The following is a 19292-nucleotide window of genomic DNA, read 5'->3' on the forward strand; positions in this document are numbered from 1 at the left end:
GGCGTGGTACACTTTGGTTGATTTTCGCCCCAAAAACGGGGGCGCAGTATACTGTCTTTCGCCTGGAATCCCTAATGTCCTCACTGATCTACCTTCAGGGTTATCCTGCCCCCCTTCTTGAGCAGGTTCAGACGCTGATTACCCACCAGCGCTTAGGTGCGTTTCTGCAGGAACGTTATCCGGACACTCACGACGTGATGAGTGATAAAGCGCTATATGACTACACCCAGGCGCTGAAAAATCGCTATATGCGCAACGCGCCACCCATCAGCAAAGTGATGTGGGATAACAGGATTAAGGTGATGAAGCACGCACTTGGCCTGCATACGGCCATCTCACGGATTCAGGGCGGCAAACTCAAGGCGAAAGCGGAGATCCGCATCTCGACCTTTTTCCGCCTTGCGCCAGAGCCGTTTCTGCGAATGATCGTGGTGCATGAACTGGCACACCTGAAAGAGAAAGACCACGATAAGGCGTTCTACCAGCTCTGCTGCCATATGGAGCCGGATTACCACCAGCTCGAATTTGATGCGCGGCTCTGGATGACTGATCAGGCGATGCGCGGTAACGCGGCTTAAAGAAACTCCTGTGCTTTCTGAATCAGGCTGGTTTTGGTCAGCGCGCCCAGAAAGCGTCGTTCCTGGGGATTGTTAAGCACCGGCAGTCGCTCCAGCGTGACCGCCGCAAACGCCTCCCACCCTTCACGCATACTCTGATTCTCAAACACCACCGGAAAATCCTGATCCATCACGCACTGCACCGGTGAATCAAGGGTGATCTCCTGCGCCAGCACCCGGCGCGAAATCTCATGAATTGAGACCACGCCGAGGAAAGCGCCTGCGGCATTAATGACATAGACGTAGCGTTCACGCTTAAGCGAGCTGACCGCCAGCGCCTGCCCTACCGACTCTTCCGGCTGCAGCGCCGCGCCGGGAATAATCAACTCGGCAATGCGCATATTATCGAAATCATATTTCGCCTCTGAACGGCTGAAGTGATGACTCACCACCGGATAGGTACTGACTGATTGCAGGCGATAAACCACCATCGACGCCAGCACGGTAGCGATCATCAGCGGGAACAACAGGCTGCTGTTGAGCGTCATCTCCAGCACCATCAGCATCGCCATCAACGGCGCCTGACTGACCGCCGCCAGCACTGCCGCCATGCCAATGGCGGCATAGAGCAGCACATTGCCGAGCGGCAGATGCAGCGCCGCACCCACCGTCGCGATGATGACGCCAAGCAGTGCGCCAATCAGCAGCGAAGGCGTGAAGAGTCCGCCGACCGCGTTCGATCCTACCGACAGGCTGGTGGCGAGGGTTTTCAGCACCAGTAGCAGCAACAGGCCCGGCAGCAGATAGTCGCCCGCCATCACTTTGACGATGACCTCGTAGCCGTTGCCGAGGATATCGGTGGAGATCAGCGCCAGTAAGCCTACGGCGAATCCGCCCGCGCCCAGACGCACGGGCAGCGAGGCGACCCGGCTGAACAGCATTTTGCTGCGAGCGATACACTTAATCAGCATCCAGCCCGCCAGACCGGCGCTCAGACCGATCACCACCGTCATCAGCAGGCTGCTCAGATCCATAGCGAAATTCGCGTCCGCCAGCGGATAGAGCGCGCTGCGGAAGCCCAGCGTCCACATAGTCATCACCGCCGTCGCCGAGGCGATAATAAGCGGGATCAGCCGCTGCAACGCGGAAATACCGAAGGCAATCTCCGCGACGAAAATCGCCGACGCCAGCGGCGCATGGTAGACCGACGAGAGGCCCGCCGCGGCCGCCATCGCCACGACGTCACTGTTTTTCAGGTTAAGCGAGGACGGTAACAGGCGGCCAATCGCGCTGCCGCACAGTGCTGAGAGCTGCACCATCGGCCCCTCTTTACCGATCGACGCGCCGCTGCCGATACTGGCAATCGACGACAGGGCGCGGAACAGCGAGGTTTTGGTCGGCACCGCATCGAGCCGGGCGTTGATCACTTCAAGGTAATCCGTTTTCACCGTCTGCTGCTGCTCAATGGCAACCGCATAACGCAGGAAAAAGCCCGCCAGCACGCCGCCCGCGCCCACCAGCAGCGGCCAGAAGATCCACGGCCAGAGATGCAGGGATTCGGTAATGTCGCCACTGCGCGCAAACAGCAGATGGTTGATCATTTCAATGACGCCGCGAAAAGCCAGCGTCACCAGCGACGCCGCACACCCGACCGGAATGGCAATCAGCAATGTGGTCCAGTTTAATGCGTGCTTACTTGCTTTCACCTGTGCTCCCTGGTTGATGCCTGTTTATTATTGCTTCCGCATAGTATTGGAATGCGGATCGCAGGATCAATCCCTGCCTGCCCGGCGCGCTTGCACCGCGTCGGTGAGATGTTACTCTGCCGCTTTACCGCTGCCGGAGAGATGACGTGATTCGTTTTGCCATTGTGGGAACAAACTGGATTACACGCCAGTTTATTGATGCCGCTCATGAAACCGGAGCGATGAAGCTCTGCGCGGTCTATTCACGCAGTCAGCAGCAGGCCGACGCCTTTATCGCCGATTATCCCTGCAAACAGACCTTTACCTCACTGGACGCCCTGGCCGCCAGCCCGGCGATCGATGCGGTCTATCTGGCCAGCCCCAACGCCCTGCACTGCCAGCAGGCGCTGCTGTTTATGTCGCACGGCAAGCATGTTATTTGCGAAAAACCGCTGGCCTCAAATCTGGCCGAAGCAGAGAAGATGATCGCCTGCGCTCGTGAGCATCAGGTGGTGCTGTTTGAGGCATTTAAAACCGCCAGCCTGCCGAATTTCCTGCGTCTACAGCAGGCGCTGCCTGACGTGGGTAAACTGCGAAAAGCGCTGCTGAATTACTGTCAGTACTCTTCACGCTACCCGCGCTATCTCAACGGCGAGAACCCCAATACTTTTGATCCGCGCTGGTCGAATGGCTCGGTGATGGATATCGGGTATTACTGTCTGGCCTCGGCGGTGACGCTGTGGGGCGAGCCAGATAGTGTGCAGGCCACTGCGACATTGCTGACGAGCGGCGTGGATGCACATGGCGTGGTGGTGCTGAGCTACGGTGATTTCGACGTGACGATTCTGCATTCGAAGGTGAGTGATTCCAGCCTGCCCAGCGAGATTCAGGGTGAAGCGGGCGCGCTGGTGATTGAAAAGCTATCGGAGTGCCAGCAGCTGACCTTTGTGCCGCGGGGCGCGGAAAAGCAGGCGCTGAGCCAGCCGCAACATATCAACACCATGCTGTACGAAGCGGCCGTTTTTGCCCGGCTGGTTGAGCAGCGCCAGGTGGACCATCCGGGGCTTGAGGTTTCGCGCATTACCGCCGCGTTGCTGACCGAAATCCGGCGTCAGACCGGCGTGATCTTCCCTGCCGATCATGCTGCTGTGTAAATATTTCTAAATATGTCTGTGAGGAGTTGCTTCCTGTGCGGCTAAACCGTAACTTACCCTCCTGCAAAGGGGAGTAACTTGTAAGCTGATTGATCGTCACTACGATGCGCAGGCATCCGGTCATCAGGCAACCCGGAATCCATTTCTGTGTTGTAAGTGAGACCTTGCCGGAAGGCGAGGTTTGCTTACACAAAAATAAGCGGCTGACGTCTTCTGACTTCAGCCGTTTTTTTATTTTTAAGACAGGATACGAATATGCAAACTGTGGGTACGCCTTTACTGTGGGGCAGCTTTGCGGTTGTGGTGCTGATCATGCTGGCTATCGACCTGCTGTTGCAGGGACGTCGCGGCGCGCAGACCATGTCTTTCAAACAGGCGGCTGTCTGGTCGCTGATCTGGGTTTCCGTCTCACTGCTGTTCAGCGCCGCTTTCTGGTGGTATCTGGAGGGCAGCGCGGGACGTGAAGTGGCTAATACGCAGACGCTCGCCTTCCTGACCGGTTACGTGCTGGAAAAAGCGCTGGCGGTGGATAACGTCTTCGTCTGGCTGATGCTGTTCAGCTACTTCTCTATTCCGGCCAACCTGCAGCGACGGGTACTGATCTACGGCGTATTAGGCGCTATCGTGCTGCGTACCATCATGATCTTCGCAGGTAGCTGGCTGGTCACGCAGTTCAGCTGGATCCTCTATGTGTTTGGTGCGTTCCTGCTGTTTACCGGCGTGAAAATGGCGCTGGCGAAAGAGGATGACGGTGCGGTGGGCGACAAGCCAGTGGTGCGCTGGCTGCGTAAGCATTTACGCATGACCGATGATCTCGACGGCGAGAAGTTCTTCACCCGCAAAAACGGCGTGCTGTTTGCGACGCCGCTGCTGCTGGTGCTGATTATGGTGGAGCTCAGCGACGTGATCTTTGCCGTCGACAGTATCCCGGCGATCTTCGCCGTCACGACCGACCCGTTTATCGTGCTGACCTCAAACCTGTTCGCGATTCTGGGATTACGTGCCATGTACTTCCTGCTGGCGAACGTGGCAGAGCGCTTCTCAATGCTGAAGTATGGCCTGGCGATTGTGCTGGTGTTCATCGGCTTCAAAATGCTGATTGTCGACCTCTACCATATTCCGGTCGGGATCTCACTGGGCGTAGTCGGTGCCATTCTGGCGTCTACCCTGCTGATTAACGCCTGGGTTAACCGCAAAAGAGACCAGAAAAAGCTCACACCATAATTACCTGCAGGGGCAGCGGATGCCCCTGTTTTATTTTGCGGCAGCCTGCCACGCCATTTCATCTCTCTGTCACACTTCCACTATTCAGCATAATAAAAATCCGACATACCCCACAGCAACAGAACTTTCTCTTTTCTCGTCCGATCTTTTCCTTATACTCCGCCGGGCAAACCGTTTTAGCCGATGCAAAACATCGCGTCTGAAACTACATCCGCGACAAAATATAGAAAATATTATGCAGAAAACTCTCTCCGCACGTCTGGGCACGCTGCTCGCCGGAAGCCTGGTGAAGCAAATCATGATTGGGCTGATCGCCGGTGTGGCGCTCGCCTGGATTTCACACGATGCCGCGCTGGCGGTCGGTCTGCTGGGTGAACTGTTTGTCAGTGCGCTGAAAGCGGTCGCGCCCTTGCTGGTTCTGATGCTGGTCATCGCCTCAATCGCCAACCACCAGCAAGGCCAGAAAACCAATATCCGGCCAATTATTATGCTCTATCTGCTGAGCACCTTCTTCGCGGCAGTCGTCGCGGTGGTCTTCAGCCATCTGATCCCGCAGACGCTGACGCTGGCGGTGGGCAGCACGGAAATCGTTCCCCCTTCCGGCATCACCGAAGTGTTACGTGGACTGCTGATGAGCATGGTTTCGAATCCGATCACTGCATTGATGCAGGCTAACTATATCGGCATTCTGGTATGGGCCATTGGCCTGGGGCTGGCGTTCCGTCACAGCAGTGACAGCACCCGTGCCTTTCTCAACGATGCCTCTGAGGCGGTAACCTGGCTGGTGCGCTGCGTCATCCGCTGCGCCCCGATCGGTATTTTCGGTCTGGTGGCGTCGATTCTGGCCTCAACCGGCTTTGGCGCGCTGTGGCAATATGCCCATCTGCTGGCGCTGCTGCTGGGCTGCATGGTGCTGATGGCGCTGGTGGTGAACCCGCTGCTGGTCTTCTGGAAAATCCGTCGCAACCCTTATCCGCTGGTCTTCACCTGCCTGCGTGAAAGCGGCGTGACCGCCTTCTTTACCCGCAGTTCTGCCGCCAATATTCCGGTGAATATGGCACTGGCGAAACGTCTGGATCTCGATGAGGATACCTATTCGGTGTCGATTCCGCTGGGCGCGACTATCAGTATGGCGGGTGCGTCGATCACCATTACCGTGCTGACGCTGGCGGCGGTGCATACGCTGGGGATCAGCATTGATGTGCCGACCGCGATTCTGCTGAGTCTGGTGGCGTCACTCTGTGCCTGTGGTGCATCGGGCGTGGCGGGCGGTTCGCTGCTGCTGATCCCGGTGGCCTGCAATATGTTCGGCATTCCGAATGATCTGGCAATGCAGGTGGTGGCGGTCGGCTTTATTATCGGCGTCCTGCAGGATTCGGCGGAAACCGCACTGAACTCCTCAACCGATATTCTGTTTACTGCCGCTGTCTGTCAGGCAGAAGCGGAGCGCGAAACAAGCCGGGCCTGATTCAGTTAACATAAAAAAGGCGACCCGTATGAATAATTACGGATCGCTTAAGGCTGCTGCCATGCCCACATCAGGGTTAATCCAGCCGCAACGGATAAACTCAACGCGCAGGGAACACGGGCAGAAGAGGAAAGCGTCCCGCGCCAAGGATGGCGCGGGCCGAGCGTGTCATGGATGACGGCCTTTGCGACTTTCCGATCTGACTGTGTTCCCTTCGCAGGCTCGGTCTCACCGCCACAGAGCCGGACTTTATCAACGATCTCAAGCGACCCGCACTTTAGCGGGTCGTTTTGTTTAAAGCGTCACACCGCTTTTAAAAATCGCCAGCTCGCGGAAATCGTTTTTCTCATTGTTGGTCTGCTGACCACTGGCAATCGCCACAATGCTGTCGACAAAATCTTCCAGCATCGCATCCATGCTCATCCCTTCGATCAACCGTCCGGCATTAAAGTCGATCCAGTGCGGTTTTTTCTCCGCCAGCGGCGTGTTGGTCGCCAGCTTCACCGTCGGCACAAAACCGCCATAAGGTGTGCCGCGTCCGGTACTGAACAGCACCATGTGGCAACCGGCGCCGGCCAGCGCACTGGTAGCGACCGCATCATTGCCCGGCGCACTCAGCAGATTCAGCCCCGGCGTTTTTAACCGCTCGCCATACTTCAGCACATCGACCACCTGACTCTGCCCCGCTTTCTGCGTACAGCCCAGCGACTTCTCCTCCAGCGTGGTGATACCGCCCGCTTTGTTGCCCGGTGACGGGTTCTCATAGATCGGCTGTTGGTGATCGATAAAGTACTGTTTAAAGTCGTTGATCATCGCCACCGTTTTGCCGAAGGTCTCTTCGTCGCGACAGCGGCTCATCAGGATGCGTTCTGCGCCAAACATTTCCGGCACTTCGGTCAGTACGGTGGTGCCGCCATTGGCGATCATCTGGTCTGAGAAACGCCCCAGCAACGGGTTGGCGGTGATACCAGACAAACCATCCGAACCGCCGCACTCCAGACCAAACTTCAGCTCGCTAAGCTTGCCCGGTTCACGCCGGTCATGGCGCATTTTTTCATACAACGCATGAAGACGCTCCAGCCCGGCTTCCACTTCGTCGTCATGCTGCTGGCAGACCATAAATTCGACCCGGTCGCTTTCAAACGCGCCGAGGGTGTCTCTGAAGGCATCGACCTGATTGTTTTCACAGCCAAGACCAATCACCAGCACCGCGCCCGCGTTGGGATGGCGCACCATATTCTGCAGCATGGTGCGGGTGTTTTCATGGTCCTGCCCCAGCTGCGAGCAGCCGAAGGTGTGGCTGAACAGGAATGCGCCGTCAATGCCTTCTGCGTCCCGGGTCTCTTTCAGGAAACGCTGCAGGATCTGACGTGCAATCCCGTTGACGCAGCCAACGGTCGGCAGGATCCACAGCTCATTGCGGATGCCGACTTCGCCACCGGCACGACGGTAGATCTGTACCTCCCGGTCACCCGGCTGCGGTGAAAGCGTTACAAACTCGGGCTGATACGCATACTCATCCAGATCGCTGAGATTGGTGCGGGCATTCTGCGAATGGATGACCTCACCGGCGGCCACAGGCTGTGTGGCATGGGCAATCGGCAGCCCATATTTGATCACCAGCTCATCCTGCGCGATGGGCTGCAGGGCGAATTTATGCCCGCGTCCCACGGCCTGTTGCAGCGCCACGCTCAGTGGCGGCAGTTCAATCGTGGCGCCCGCCTCTAAGTCACGTAACGCCACGGCGACGTTGTCGCGGGGATCAATTTTAATTGCGTCTTGCATAGCGTTATCTCAGTTGGCTCAGCGCCTCACGCATTCCGTGGGCGATGATATTTTGCAGGTGTTGGGTGACCACCGCAGCCAGTCCGGGCTGACGGGTTAAATCTTTGCCCCAGTGTTGCGCGTCGCTGAGCACAGCATGCACCAGCTGTTGTGGCAACATCTGGTCCGCATTAACCGCTTTCCAGGCATCGGCGTAGCGCTGTAACCACTGCGGCTCATCCTGTAACGGCCAGCTTTTGCCGGCTGACTCACCGCGATAAAAGGCGATCAGCGCCGCCAGCGCAAAGGTGATGTGTGTCGGCCATTCGCCAGTTTGCTGATGCGCGGCAAGCAGTGGCGTCAGCAGACGGGTACGGAACTTGGTCATGCCGTTGAGAGCAATCGACAGCAGCGCGTGGCGAATGAACGGATTGCGGAAACGGCGCTGAACCGCATCGGCAAAGGCGTGAAGTTCATCGGCGGGCAGATCGAGCGTCGGGATCACTTCGTGACGCAGCAGGTTATCGACAAATCCGGCAATGGCCGGATCGGCCAATGCCTCGCCGACGCTTTCAATCCCGGCAAGATACGCCACCGGTACCATCGCGGTATGCGCACCATTGAGGATCGCCACTTTTTGCGCTTTATAGGGCGCAATATCATCCACATGCCGGACCTGCGGCGACAGCGTCGCCAGCTTCAGCTCACTGAACAGCGCCGACGGCCCCTGAATCACAAACTGGTAGTAGACTTCGCCCGCCACCAGATAGCGATCTTCATAACCCAGCTCACGTTGCAGCTGCTCGCTTTCCGCCGGGAAGCCAGTGACGATGCGGTCCACTAACGTGTTGTAAAATGCACAGTGCTGATGAATCCAGGTTTTAAATTCGGATGGCAGATGCCAGTGGTCGGCATAGCGCAGCACCAGCTCGCGCAGCGTGTCGCCGTTATGGTCAATCAGCTCGCACGGCACCACCAGCCAGCCCCGATCGCTGGCACCACTGAAGTGCGAATAGCGCGCCCACAGCAGCTGCGTCAGTTTGCCAGGGAAACTGCTGGCGGGCTGATCGGTGAGCTGGTCCGTGCCGACAAAGGCGATGCCCGCTTCAGTGGTGTTGGAAAAGACCATACGCAGATCGGGATTACGGGCCAGCGCCATAAACTCGCCAATCTGCTGATAAGGCTGAATTTCACGATTCAGGCTGCGGATCAGCCGGGTTTCGCTGACCTGTTCGCCCTGATCGTTTAACCCGCGGATCAGCGTGGTGTAGAGGCCATCCTGCTGATTCAGGCTGTCGCTGACTTCACGGTTGCGCGGCCGCACCACCACAACCCCCGCATCGGTGCCCTGATGTTCGTTCAGCCAGTCAATCTGCCAGTCAATAAAGGCGCGCAGGAAGTTGCCTTCGCCAAACTGGATCACCCGTTCGCGATAGACCGCGCCCGGAAAGTCGTGGCGGTTTAGCCTTTTCATTATCAGGCTCCCAGCTCGATGCCAAAGTAGTCGCGGGCATTGTTGAAGCAGATGTTCTGTACCATCTGACCTAACAGTGCTTCATCGGCTGGCGCTTCACCCTGCTCTACCCAGCGGCCAATCATCTGGCACAGCAGACGGCGGAAATATTCGTGGCGGGTGTAGGAGAGGAAGCTGCGGCTGTCGGTCAGCATCCCGACGAAGCGGCTCAGCAGGCCAATCTGCGCCAGCTGCGTCATCTGACGCTGCATGCCATCCAGCTGATCGTTGAACCACCAGGCTGAACCAAACTGCATCTTGCCCGCCTGGCCTTCGCCCTGGAAGTTACCCGCCATCGTCGCCAGTACTTCGTTGTCGCGCGGGTTCAGGCAGTAAAGAATGGTTTTTGGCAACGCGTTATTGAGATTCTGTGCGCCCAGCAGTCGCGCCAGCGGTTCCGCCAGCGGCTGATCGTTGATGGAATCAAAGCCCACATCCGGCCCCAGCAGCTGATACTGGCGCGGATTGGTGTTGCGCAGTGCGCCAATATGATACTGCTGCACCCAGCCACGGCGGGCATATTCGCTGCCCAGCCAGACCAGTACCGCCGTTTTAAACTGGGCCGTTTCCTGCGGGTTGGGCGCGGCACCGCTGCGACGACGCGCCAGGATTGCATCCAGCGTGGCGTCATCCGCCTCGGCATAACAGACGACATCCAGCGCGTGATCGGAGACTTTACAGCCGTGAGCCGCAAAGTGATCCAGCCGCTGATGCAGTGCGCGGCGCAGATCGTCAAAACGCTGCACGCTGATATCAGTCAGCTGCTCCAGCGTCGCGATCCACGGCAGAAAGGTTTCGGCTTCGATATTAAAGGCTTTATCCGGACGCCAGCTCGGCAGCACTTTGACGCTGAAGCTGGCATCGTCTGCCAGCGCGCGGTGATGGCGCAGATCATCCAGCGGATCGTCGGTGGTGCCGACCATCTTCACCTTCATCTGCTGCATGATGCCGCGCGTGGTAAAGCTATCCTGCGCCAGCAGTTCATTGCAGCGATGCCAGATGGTGTCGGCGGTTTTCTCAGAAAGCAGCGTATCGGTGATGCCGAAAGGCCGGCGTAACTCCAGGTGGGTCCAGTGATAGAGCGGGTTGCCGATGGTGTGAGGCACGGTGCGCGCCCAGGCGTCAAATTTTTCACGATCGCTGGCGTTGCCGGTACAGAACGCCTCAGCCACACCGTTAGCGCGCATTGCCCGCCATTTGTAGTGATCGCCCTTCAGCCAGATGTCATAAAGGTTGGCGAAGCGATAATTTTCGGCAATCTGCTGCGGCGGCAAGTGGCAGTGATAGTCGAAAATCGGCTGATCCTTTGCATAGTCGTGATAGAGACGACGGGCGAATTCGGTATCCAGCAAAAAATCTTCGGTCATGAAACGTGACATACATGCTTCCTCATCGACTGAACCACTGATGGCCCAAAGTTATCATACCAATTTTAGTTCGTTACGGATTTATTTGAGATCCTGCTCACATAAACGACGGTGACTGACTGCCGTTATGGACGTTTCTGTCGTCCGCAGCGCGCTAAATGGCTGTCATTTCGCAGGTTTCCAGTATCCCACAGTGCAGAAAGGGTTTTTGTGATGGCTCTCAACTTTTAAAGTTGTATAACAAGTTAGGCTCTGGCCCCATCGTGAGGTCGTTAGCGACTCACAAAGGGCAAGGTCATAACAGGGTTGCTCATACAGAACCTGCGGGCGTGAGCAGAGCTGCATCACGTGCTGTCCCGCTCCAGATAACAACAGCGGCAAGACCGCATACAGAACTGGAAGAGGTAGAGGATGCGTAAGATCAAAGGGTTACGCTGGTACATGATTGGGCTGGTAACGCTCGGTACGGTATTAGGGTATCTGACCCGTAACACCATTGCCGTGGCGGCCCCGACACTAATGTCAGAGCTGCATATCACCACGCAGCAGTACTCCTACATCATTGCGGCCTATTCAGCCTGCTACACGCTGATGCAACCGGTGGCAGGTTATGTACTGGATCTGCTTGGCACCAAAGTTGGCTACGCGGTGTTTGCTATTATGTGGGCGATTTTCTGTGCCGCTACGGCGATGGCGGGCAGCTGGGGCGGCCTTGCTCTGGCGCGTGGTGCCGTCGGTGCGGCTGAAGCGGCGATGATCCCGGCCGGACTGAAGGCGAGCAGTGAGTGGTTTCCGGCCAAAGAGCGTTCGGTTGCGGTAGGCTACTTTAACGTCGGTTCGTCTATCGGTGCGATGCTGGCTCCGCCACTGGTCGTCTGGGCAATCGTGGCGCATAGCTGGCAGATGGCCTTTGTCATGACCGGTGTGCTGAGCATGGCGTGGGCACTCTGCTGGCTGGTGTTCTATAAGCACCCCAAACAGCAAAAGAAGCTGAGCGATGAAGAGCGTGACTATATTATCTCTGGTCAGGAAGCGCAGCATCAGACCAACAACACCCACAAAATGTCGGCCCTGCAGATTATCCGTAACCGTCAGTTCTGGGGCATCGCGCTGCCGCGTTTTCTGGCAGAACCGGCGTGGGGAACGTTCAACGCCTGGATACCGCTGTTTATGTTCAAGGTGTACGGCTTCAATCTGAAAGAGATTGCAATGTTCGCCTGGATGCCGATGCTGTTTGCGGATTTTGGCTGCATCCTGGGTGGCTATCTGCCGCCGCTGTTTCAGCGCTGGTTTGGCGTTAACCTGATCGTCTCCCGCAAGATGGTGGTGACAATGGGTGCGGTATTAATGATTGCGCCAGGCACCATCGGGCTATTTACCAACCCTTACGTCGCCATTGGCCTGCTGTGCGTCGGCGGCTTTGCGCATCAGGCCCTCTCTGGCGCACTGATCACCCTGTCGTCAGACGTTTTCGGCCGCAACGAAGTTGCGACAGCGAACGGCTTAACCGGCATGGCCGCCTGGACCGCCAGTACCATGTTTGCGCTGGTTGTCGGCGCCCTGGCCGATACGCTGGGCTTCAGCCCGCTCTTTGCCGCGCTGGCAGTGTTCGATCTGCTGGGTGCTGTCGTTATCTGGACGGTCCTGAAAAATAAACCTGTTTCAGAGCTGAATACTGAAGCGGTTATTCCGTCAGCCAGCGCCGTTCGCAGTTAACCCGCCGGGCTGGCTTGCGCCAGCCCATTTCCTCGCACGCCCTGAAGTGGTATAACAACTTATCTGTCTGCTACCAGGATTGTGCAATGGACATCACTGAATCCCGTCGACTCTATCAACAGCTGGCCAGCGAGCTGAAAAGCCGCATTGAAACCGGGATCTACCCGGTGGGTGAAAAACTGCCTGCCGAGCGCCTGATTGCTGAAGAGATGGAAGTGAGCCGCACCGTCGTCCGCGAAGCGATCATCATGCTGGAAGTTGAAGGCTATGTTGAGGTTCGCAAAGGATCGGGTATTCATGTTATCGCCAGCCAGCAGCAGAACCGCATCGCCGCTACCAGCAGCCAGCTTGAGTTTGCCACTTTTGGTCCGTTTGAATTACTGCAGGCGCGCCAGCTGATTGAGAGTAACGTGGCGGAATTCGCTGCCACCCAGGTAACGCGTCAGGACATTATCGATCTGATGGCGATCCAGGAAAAAGCCCGCCAGGAGGATCACTTCCGTGACTCCGAGTGGGACATGCAGTTTCATGTGCGAATTGCACAATCCACCCAAAACAGTGCCCTGGCCGCCATCGTTGAAAAAATGTGGCTGCATCGTCTGCACAATCCCTACTGGCTTAAACTTCACGAACATATCGACCAGCGCAGCATTCTCAGCTGGTGCGACGACCACGATCAGATTCTCAAAGCCCTGATGCGTAAAGATCCCGCCGCCAGCAAACTGGCGATGTGGCAACATCTGGAAAATACTAAACAGATGCTGTTCAACGCGACGGCGGATGATTTTGAATTTAACGTGGATCGTTACATGTTTGGTGAAAATCCGGTCATCCTGCCTGATGGATCCAACAACGCCCGCTAAAAGTGCCTGAAAACACCCTGAGATGGTCAGTTAATCTGCAATAGTGTCAGGTCATGTAAAGCTCCTTTTTACACGCCGTTTCACAAGGTAAAACTCCTGTTTGCCAGAGAGTTTTCCTGTCTCAGACAGGCGATTTTTGTTACAGTTATCGCCCTTTTATTACCCTTTGCGACAGGGTTTTATAAAGTCGCTGATTTAACAATCAATTCTGGAAGGATCCGGAAAACCCCGCCCAGGCTGCGCTCCTAAAATTTATAACGAAATGCCGGTCTGCGTTTAAGTCCCTGTGGGACATGTTTAACAATGATGTTCAGGAATGATTGATGGATATTTTGCAAGCGTTGCTGCATGCCCTGTGGCAACAGGACTACGAAACTCTCTCCGACCCCACGCTGGTATGGGCCATTTACGGCGTGCTGTTTATGATTTTGTTTTTAGAAAATGGTCTTCTTCCTGCCGCATTTCTGCCGGGTGACAGTCTGCTGATTCTGGTTGGTGTTCTGATTGCCAAAGGCACCATGAGTTTCCCGTTAACGATTCTGGTTCTCACTACTGGGGCCAGCCTTGGCTGCTGGGTGAGCTACATTCAGGGCCGCTGGCTGGGCAATACGCCTACGGTACAGAAATGGCTCTCTCACCTTCCCGCCCAGTATCATCTACGCGCGCACAGTCTGTTCCATCGCCATGGTCTGTCTGCCCTGTTGATTGGCCGCTTTATCGCATTTGTGCGAACGCTGCTGCCGACCATCGCCGGATTGTCAGGCCTCAGTAATGCCCGCTTTCAGTTCTTCAACTGGGTGAGCGCCTTCCTCTGGGTAGTCATTCTGACCGTTATCGGCTTTGCGCTGGGTAAAACCCCGATTTTCCGTCGTTATGAAGATGAGATGATGTTCTTCCTGATGATGCTGCCACTGGCGCTGCTGATCTTTGGCCTGGTGGGATCGCTGGTCGTGTTATGGCGTAAGCGTCAGGCGAATCAGAACGGGAAAGCCGAGTAATGAAACTGCTGCAGGCTATTCCTAAACGGTGGATACCGTGGTTGATCGCTGGCGCACTTGCGCTGACCGCGCTTTGTGTGGTTCCTCCTCTGATGCAGCACGAGACGGTAGTGAAAATTCGGGTTTCTCATGCTGGTGCAACGCTGCCTGATGGCTTTTATCTCTATCAGCAATTAAGTGCGCAGGGTATTCGTATCAAAAGCATCACGCCTGCGGGTGACGCACTGATTATCCATTTTGACAGCGAAGAGCAGAGTCTGGCCGCACAGAAGGTATTGCGCCGACTGTTGCCACAGGGTTTTATCGTGGCCCAGCACGATCACGCTCAGCACCTCTCTCTGGCGTAATAAGCTCCTCTCTTTGCTTTCAGGCCGCCGCGGCAGGGTGTGGCAGTCTGAAAGGCGCCCTATCTCCCGGTCTTCTTTGAACTTTTTACTATCGATGTCTATGCTTAACTGAGAGTCGATTCTCAGCACGCGCAGGCATAACATTACGCGTGTGATGAGGAATCAGATCGCAATGGAAGGTTCAGGACCGATGAAATATCAAGTATTACTGGGCGTCGCGCTGCTTTCGTTGTCGGGTTCGCTGCTGGCAGCAGAATCGCTTTGTGAACAGAAAGAACAGGATATTCAGCGTGAAATCGGGATGGCACAGAAGCATAACAACCAGCGCCGGGTTAACGGCCTGGAGCGCGCGCTGACCGAAGTCCGGGCTGATTGCAGTGATAAAAAGCTGGAAGCGGCCCATCTGGAAAGAATTAATGCTCAGAAGCAGAAAGTGGCTGAGCGTGAGCACGCACTCAGGGAAGAGCGTGAAGAGGGCCATGACAGGGAGAAGATTGCCAGGCGACAACAAAAACTGGATGAAGCGCGCCGGGAGCTGAAAAAGTTACAGGCGGAGCCCTATTAATCGGAATTAACCAACTGATGTTAAAGGAGTATTTTATGTCTAAAGACACATCATCGGAACATTTACGTGCTGAACTGAAAAACCTTGCTGATACGCTGGAAGAAGTGCTGAGCAGCAGCACCGAAAAATCCAAAGGTGAGCTGGATAAACTTCGCAATAAAGCGCGTGTGGCGCTGGATAGCTCTCGTGAGCGGCTGGGCGAATCAGGCGAGCGCATCGCTGCGACTACGCGCGAAGCGGCGCAGAAAGCTGAAGGCTACGTGCGTGAAAATCCATGGCATGGTGTGGGTATCGGTGCAGCGATTGGCGTCGCACTCGGCATGCTCATTTCGCGTCGCTAACCATGGCAGACTCACAGCAGAACCACGGCCCGGCTAAAGGGGTCATTAACATCGGCCAGCGTATCGTTACCACGCTGGTTGGCATAGTTGAGACACGCGTTCGTCTGGCAGTGGTGGAACTTGAGCATGAGAAAGCGAATCTGATACAGATGCTGTTGATGACTGGCCTGACAATGTTGTTCACTGCATTTGGTCTGATGAGCCTGATGGTCCTGATCATCTGGGCAGTGGATGCACAATATCGTCTGATGGCGATTGGCATCACGACCGGTACGCTGTTTTTGCTGGCGGTTATTTTCGGACTCTGGACGCTTCACAAATCACGTCAGTCCACGCTGTTGCGCCACACGCGCAAAGAGCTGGAAACAGATCGTGATTTGCTTGAGGACCAGCGCTGATGAGTCGCCGCGAGCGTGAAGAACGCATCCATGAACTGCTTAAGCATGTGCAGCAGCAGCGGCTGGATTTAAGCGCTGCGCGGCGTGACTGGCTGGAAGGCACCGCCCACTACGATCGCGGCTGGTTTACTTTCCTCAGCTTACGTCGCTATCTGGCCATTGGCAGCAGCGCGCTGGCCGTTTACTCCATTCGCAGTCCCAGCAAGCTGTTGCGCTGGGCAAAGCGGGGATTCGGTGCATGGAGCACCTGGCGCATGATCAAGTCTGCTCTGCCCCCGCGTTAATTCTGCTTAAAGCCGGTCCTGAAAAGGCCGGTTTTCTTCATCAGAATTTCTGAAGAACACTGACAGTATATCTCGCTTACAACCTTTCCACGCCGCGATTATCATCTCCAGCTATCAACCCAATGAATGCAGAACTGCTTTCAGCGGGCATAAACCCTGCGGGCAGCTTGCCCTGCATTCCTGATAGCGCTGGAGTAAATGATGAAAAAATTCGAAGACGTTGGTTTGTTACTGGCTCGCATCCTGATGCCAATCCTGTTCATTACGGCTGGCTGGGGCAAAATCACCGGTTATGCTGGCACTCAGCAATATATGGAAGCAATGGGCGTCCCGGGCTTTATGCTGCCGCTGGTTATCCTGCTGGAGTTTGGCGGCGGTCTGGCCATCCTGTTTGGTTTCCTGACCCGTTTCACTGCCCTGTTCACTGCAGGCTTCACCATCCTGACCGCGTTTCTGTTTCACAGTAACTTTGCCGAAGGCGTGAACCAGCTGATGTTCATGAAGAACCTCTCTATCGCCGGGGGTTTCCTGGTGTTAGGTCTGGTGGGTCCGGGTGCATATAGCCTTGATCGCCTGATTAGCAAAAGAAAAGCACAGCCAGCGATTGCGCGCTAATCTCACATAAAGCGTAATGCCACATATACTTAGCAGGGCGGGGACATTTCCCCGCCCTGTTTGCATTGGAGCCATTATGGGACAGTTAATTGACGGTGTCTGGCATGACACCTGGTACGACACTAAATCTACCGGCGGACGCTTCAAGCGTTCAGAGTCGGCTTTCCGCAACTGGGTTACCGCGGATGGCAGTGCTGGCCCGGCAGGTAAAGCGGGATTTGTCGCCGAACGCGACCGCTATCATCTTTATGTCTCGCTGGCCTGCCCCTGGGCGCACCGCACGCTGCTGATGCGCCAGCTGAAGGGCCTGGATAGCATGATCGATGTCTCCGTGGTGCATCCGCTGATGCTGGAGAATGGCTGGACCTTCGATGATAGTTTTCAGGATGCGACCGGCGATAAGCTCTACCAGAATGAGTTCCTCTATCAGCTCTATCTGCACGCCGATCCGCAATACAGTGGCCGCGTAACCGTGCCGGTATTGTGGGACAAACACCAGAATACCATCGTCAGCAATGAGTCGTCGGATATCATCCGCATGTTCAACAGTGCGTTTGATGCGGTGGGCGCCCGTGCCGGTGACTACTATCCCGAAGCGCTGCGCGAGAAGATTGATGAGCTGAATGGCTGGATCTACGACACGGTGAACAACGGCGTCTATAAGTCAGGCTTCGCCACGTCGCAATCCGCGTACGATGAGGCCGTCACGGCGCTGTTCCATTCGTTGTCGCGGCTGGAGCAGATCCTGGGCCAGCATCGCTACCTCACTGGCGATCAGCTGACCGAAGCGGATCTTCGGTTGTGGACCACGCTGGTGCGCTTTGATCCGGTCTATGTGACCCACTTTAAATGCGATCGCCATCGCATCAGTGACTACAGAAACCTCAGCGGTTTCCTGCGTGATATCTATCAGATGCCGGGTATCGCAGAGACGGTTAATCTGCCACATATCCGCCATCATTATTACTGCAGCCATAAGACCATCAACCCGAACGGCGTCATTTCGCTGGGCCCGGCGTTTGACTGGGATGAGCCGCACGGCCGCGGTTAAGCTGCCAGCACATATCCCACAAAGCAAAAACCCCGCCGAAGCGGGGTTTTTGATAAAAAGTCGAAGCTGACCGTTAAGCCGGGTTCTGTCGTGGACAGTCATTCATCTAGGCCAGCAATCGCTCACTGGCTCAAGCAGCCTACCCGGGTTCAGTACGGGCCGTACCTTGTGAACCCCTATTTGGCCTTGCTCCGGGTGGAGTTTACCGTGCCACGAACTGTTGCCAGTCGCGCGGTGCGCTCTTACCGCACCCTTTCACCCTTACCTGATCCCATTTCTGGGCCATCGGCGGTTTGCTCTCTGTTGCACTGGTCGTAGGCTTGCGCCTCCCAGGCGTTACCTGGCACCCTGCCCTATGGAGCCCGGACTTTCCTCCCCTCTGCCCGTCTCCCCACAAGTGAGGACGACGACAAAGCGGCGACTGTCTGGTCAGCTTCGGCGCAGGATAATAGGCGATTCGCCAGCGTTTGTCACGCCTCTTGCTGCTCCAGCGCATACTTATAAAGAGCATTTTTCTTCACGCTATGGATCTCAGCGGTCAGCGCAGCCGCGCGTTTCAGTGGCAGCTCTTTCTGCAGCAGCGCCAGCGTACGTAGCGCATCGGCCGGTAGCGCATCTTCATCATCGACTTTATACCCTTCAACAATCAGCACCATTTCGCCTTTGCGACGATTCTCATCTTCTTTCACCCAGGCCAGCAGCTCGCCAACCGGTGCACCGTAGATCGACTCCCAGGTTTTAGTCAGCTCGCGCGCCAGCACCACGTAGCGTTCGGCGCCCAGCTCACTCACCATATCCTGCAGGCTGTCGATCAGACGATGAGTCGACTCATAGAAAATCAGCGTGCGTGGCTCCTGCACCAGCGCCCGCAGCGCATCGCAGCGGCCTTTGGTTTTAGCGGGCAGAAACCCTTCGTAACAGAAACGATCGGATGGCAGTCCTGCAGCACTTAACGCGGCAATGGCAGCACAGGCACCGGGCAGCGGCACCACACGAATACCCGCTTCACGGCAGCGACGCACCAGATGGTAGCCCGGATCGTTGATTAGCGGCGTGCCAGCATCGGAAACTAAGGCTATGCTTTGACCCTCCTGCAGCTTCGTTAACAGCAGTTCAGCCTTATGCTGCTCGTTGTGGTCATGAAGTGAGAAGAGTCGCGCATTGATGGCGAAATGTTGTAGCAACAGCCCGGTATGACGTGTATCTTCCGCAGCGACCAGATCGACGCTCGAAAGCACCGTCAGCGCCCGCTGGGTGATATCACCCAAATTACCAATCGGGGTTGGAACGATGTAGAGCGTGCTGGCAGAAATCTCTGCCCGATCGAGTTGTTTCATTGTTTCATCCGAATTGCCGATTTAATATTGAGCATCTTGAAAAAA

The 19292-nt window shown here is 56.1% G+C and carries 19 protein-coding genes and 1 other RNA gene; 14 read left to right on the forward strand and 6 right to left on the reverse strand.

All coding sequences use genetic code 11. The features are described 5' to 3' along the window. Window positions 1-74: 74 nt before the first annotated feature. Window positions 75-578 carry a M48 family metallopeptidase gene (locus NIM72_RS09495; RefSeq protein WP_161735341.1) on the forward strand — a complete coding sequence of 168 codons (504 nt, stop codon included), beginning with the start codon at window positions 75-77 and terminating at the stop codon, window positions 576-578. Here NIM72_RS09495 and NIM72_RS09500 read toward each other — a convergent pair. After that, window positions 575-2263: a chloride channel protein gene (locus NIM72_RS09500; protein ID WP_253420107.1), complete on the reverse strand. Its 1689-nt coding sequence runs from the start codon at window positions 2261-2263 to the stop codon at window positions 575-577. The two genes, NIM72_RS09495 and NIM72_RS09500, sit on opposite strands and share 4 nt — an antisense overlap. 146 nt (window positions 2264-2409) lie before the next feature. Between NIM72_RS09500 and NIM72_RS09505 the strand changes: the two genes are divergently transcribed. The 3 genes from NIM72_RS09505 to sstT all read left to right on the forward strand — a co-directional run bounded on the left by NIM72_RS09505 (window position 2410) and on the right by sstT (window position 6088). Further along, window positions 2410-3396, forward strand: a complete 987-nt coding sequence (locus NIM72_RS09505) for a Gfo/Idh/MocA family protein (RefSeq protein WP_161735345.1) — start codon at window positions 2410-2412, stop codon at window positions 3394-3396. A 255-nt stretch (window positions 3397-3651) separates the two neighbouring features. Continuing rightward, window positions 3652-4620 (forward strand): TerC family protein, encoded by a 969-nt coding sequence (locus tag NIM72_RS09510; protein WP_161735347.1) that lies wholly within the window; start codon window positions 3652-3654, stop codon window positions 4618-4620. A 235-nt stretch (window positions 4621-4855) separates the two neighbouring features. After that, a complete protein-coding gene (gene sstT / locus NIM72_RS09515; protein ID WP_061063447.1) occupies window positions 4856-6088 on the forward strand; it encodes a serine/threonine transporter SstT in 1233 nt (410 codons plus the stop codon). 294 nt (window positions 6089-6382) lie between these two features. Here the strand turns inward: sstT and NIM72_RS09520 are convergent, their stop codons facing one another. The 3 genes from NIM72_RS09520 to uxaC are packed head-to-tail and all read right to left on the reverse strand — an operon-like array spanning window position 6383 to window position 10744. Then, a complete protein-coding gene (locus NIM72_RS09520; RefSeq protein ID WP_253420110.1) occupies window positions 6383-7873 on the reverse strand; it encodes a UxaA family hydrolase in 1491 nt (496 codons plus the stop codon). Window positions 7874-7877: 4 nt separating this feature from the next. After that, complete coding sequence (locus NIM72_RS09525; protein ID WP_253420113.1) at window positions 7878-9326, reverse strand: tagaturonate reductase; 1449 nt, start codon at window positions 9324-9326, stop codon at window positions 7878-7880. A 2-nt stretch (window positions 9327-9328) separates the two neighbouring features. After that, entirely contained in the window at window positions 9329-10744 is a 1416-nt protein-coding gene (gene uxaC, locus NIM72_RS09530) for a glucuronate isomerase (RefSeq protein WP_161735354.1), read from the reverse strand. Between the two features lie 399 nt (window positions 10745-11143). On the opposite strand from uxaC, the gene NIM72_RS09535 reads away from it, so the two are divergent. From NIM72_RS09535 to NIM72_RS09580, 10 genes are all read left to right on the forward strand, one after another. Further along, complete coding sequence (locus NIM72_RS09535) at window positions 11144-12448, forward strand: MFS transporter (protein WP_253420116.1); 1305 nt, start codon at window positions 11144-11146, stop codon at window positions 12446-12448. Window positions 12449-12534: 86 nt separating this feature from the next. After that, window positions 12535-13311: a transcriptional regulator ExuR gene (exuR, locus tag NIM72_RS09540; protein WP_150013533.1), complete on the forward strand. Its 777-nt coding sequence runs from the start codon at window positions 12535-12537 to the stop codon at window positions 13309-13311. A 323-nt stretch (window positions 13312-13634) separates the two neighbouring features. Then, window positions 13635-14309 carry a DedA family protein gene (locus NIM72_RS09545; protein ID WP_253420119.1) on the forward strand — a complete coding sequence of 225 codons (675 nt, stop codon included), beginning with the start codon at window positions 13635-13637 and terminating at the stop codon, window positions 14307-14309. Then, the gene (gene mzrA / locus NIM72_RS09550) at window positions 14309-14656 is read left to right on the forward strand and encodes an EnvZ/OmpR regulon moderator MzrA (protein WP_161735360.1); all 348 of its coding nucleotides are present in this window, start codon (window positions 14309-14311) and stop codon (window positions 14654-14656) included. The genes NIM72_RS09545 and mzrA overlap by 1 nt, the downstream gene beginning before the upstream one ends. 190 nt (window positions 14657-14846) lie before the next feature. Beyond that, window positions 14847-15221, forward strand: coding sequence for a DUF1090 domain-containing protein (locus NIM72_RS09555; RefSeq protein WP_161735362.1), 375 nt, complete (start codon window positions 14847-14849; stop codon window positions 15219-15221). Between the two features lie 35 nt (window positions 15222-15256). Continuing rightward, the gene (locus NIM72_RS09560) at window positions 15257-15562 is read left to right on the forward strand and encodes a YqjD family protein (protein WP_089414886.1); all 306 of its coding nucleotides are present in this window, start codon (window positions 15257-15259) and stop codon (window positions 15560-15562) included. A gap of 2 nt (window positions 15563-15564) precedes the next feature. After that, window positions 15565-15960, forward strand: coding sequence for a phage holin family protein (locus NIM72_RS09565; RefSeq protein ID WP_161735364.1), 396 nt, complete (start codon window positions 15565-15567; stop codon window positions 15958-15960). Further along, window positions 15960-16244, forward strand: a complete 285-nt coding sequence (locus tag NIM72_RS09570; protein ID WP_033733988.1) for a YqjK-like family protein — start codon at window positions 15960-15962, stop codon at window positions 16242-16244. Before NIM72_RS09565 ends, NIM72_RS09570 begins: the two co-directional genes overlap by 1 nt. 201 nt (window positions 16245-16445) lie before the next feature. After that, entirely contained in the window at window positions 16446-16859 is a 414-nt protein-coding gene (locus NIM72_RS09575; protein WP_161735393.1) for a DoxX family protein, read from the forward strand. 76 nt (window positions 16860-16935) lie between these two features. Then, on the forward strand, window positions 16936-17910 hold the full coding sequence (locus NIM72_RS09580) for a glutathione S-transferase family protein (RefSeq protein ID WP_253420123.1): 975 nt from the start codon (window positions 16936-16938) through the stop codon (window positions 17908-17910). A gap of 58 nt (window positions 17911-17968) precedes the next feature. Here NIM72_RS09580 and rnpB read toward each other — a convergent pair. Both rnpB and rsmI read right to left on the reverse strand, forming a co-directional pair. Beyond that, window positions 17969-18347, reverse strand: an RNA gene (gene rnpB, locus NIM72_RS09585) — RNase P RNA component class A. 33 nt (window positions 18348-18380) lie between these two features. Then, window positions 18381-19247 carry a 16S rRNA (cytidine(1402)-2'-O)-methyltransferase gene (rsmI, locus tag NIM72_RS09590; RefSeq protein ID WP_045139595.1) on the reverse strand — a complete coding sequence of 289 codons (867 nt, stop codon included), beginning with the start codon at window positions 19245-19247 and terminating at the stop codon, window positions 18381-18383. Window positions 19248-19292: the final 45 nt, after the last annotated feature.

This window comes from Pantoea sp. B550 (assembly GCF_024158165.1).
Taxonomy (GTDB): Bacteria; Pseudomonadota; Gammaproteobacteria; order Enterobacterales; family Enterobacteriaceae; genus Pantoea; species Pantoea alfalfae.

Bases quoted from the DNA above. Each gene is read 5' to 3' on its own strand.
- exuR (WP_150013533.1), top strand. From the start codon at position 12,535: ATGGACATCACTGAATCCCGTCGACTCTATCAACAGCTGGCCAGCGAG.
- NIM72_RS09570 (WP_033733988.1), top strand. From the start codon at position 15,960: ATGAGTCGCCGCGAGCGTGAAGAACGCATCCATGAACTGCTTAAGCAT.
- NIM72_RS09545 (WP_253420119.1), top strand. From the start codon at position 13,635: ATGGATATTTTGCAAGCGTTGCTGCATGCCCTGTGGCAACAGGACTAC.
- NIM72_RS09535 (WP_253420116.1), top strand. From the start codon at position 11,144: ATGCGTAAGATCAAAGGGTTACGCTGGTACATGATTGGGCTGGTAACG.
- NIM72_RS09495 (WP_161735341.1), top strand. From the start codon at position 75: ATGTCCTCACTGATCTACCTTCAGGGTTATCCTGCCCCCCTTCTTGAG.
- NIM72_RS09525 (WP_253420113.1), bottom strand. From the start codon at position 9,326: ATGAAAAGGCTAAACCGCCACGACTTTCCGGGCGCGGTCTATCGCGAA.
- mzrA (WP_161735360.1), top strand. From the start codon at position 14,309: ATGAAACTGCTGCAGGCTATTCCTAAACGGTGGATACCGTGGTTGATC.
- NIM72_RS09575 (WP_161735393.1), top strand. From the start codon at position 16,446: ATGAAAAAATTCGAAGACGTTGGTTTGTTACTGGCTCGCATCCTGATG.
- rsmI (WP_045139595.1), bottom strand. From the start codon at position 19,247: ATGAAACAACTCGATCGGGCAGAGATTTCTGCCAGCACGCTCTACATC.
- NIM72_RS09510 (WP_161735347.1), top strand. From the start codon at position 3,652: ATGCAAACTGTGGGTACGCCTTTACTGTGGGGCAGCTTTGCGGTTGTG.
- NIM72_RS09560 (WP_089414886.1), top strand. From the start codon at position 15,257: ATGTCTAAAGACACATCATCGGAACATTTACGTGCTGAACTGAAAAAC.
- NIM72_RS09555 (WP_161735362.1), top strand. From the start codon at position 14,847: ATGAAATATCAAGTATTACTGGGCGTCGCGCTGCTTTCGTTGTCGGGT.
- uxaC (WP_161735354.1), bottom strand. From the start codon at position 10,744: ATGTCACGTTTCATGACCGAAGATTTTTTGCTGGATACCGAATTCGCC.
- sstT (WP_061063447.1), top strand. From the start codon at position 4,856: ATGCAGAAAACTCTCTCCGCACGTCTGGGCACGCTGCTCGCCGGAAGC.
- NIM72_RS09580 (WP_253420123.1), top strand. From the start codon at position 16,936: ATGGGACAGTTAATTGACGGTGTCTGGCATGACACCTGGTACGACACT.
- NIM72_RS09520 (WP_253420110.1), bottom strand. From the start codon at position 7,873: ATGCAAGACGCAATTAAAATTGATCCCCGCGACAACGTCGCCGTGGCG.
- NIM72_RS09565 (WP_161735364.1), top strand. From the start codon at position 15,565: ATGGCAGACTCACAGCAGAACCACGGCCCGGCTAAAGGGGTCATTAAC.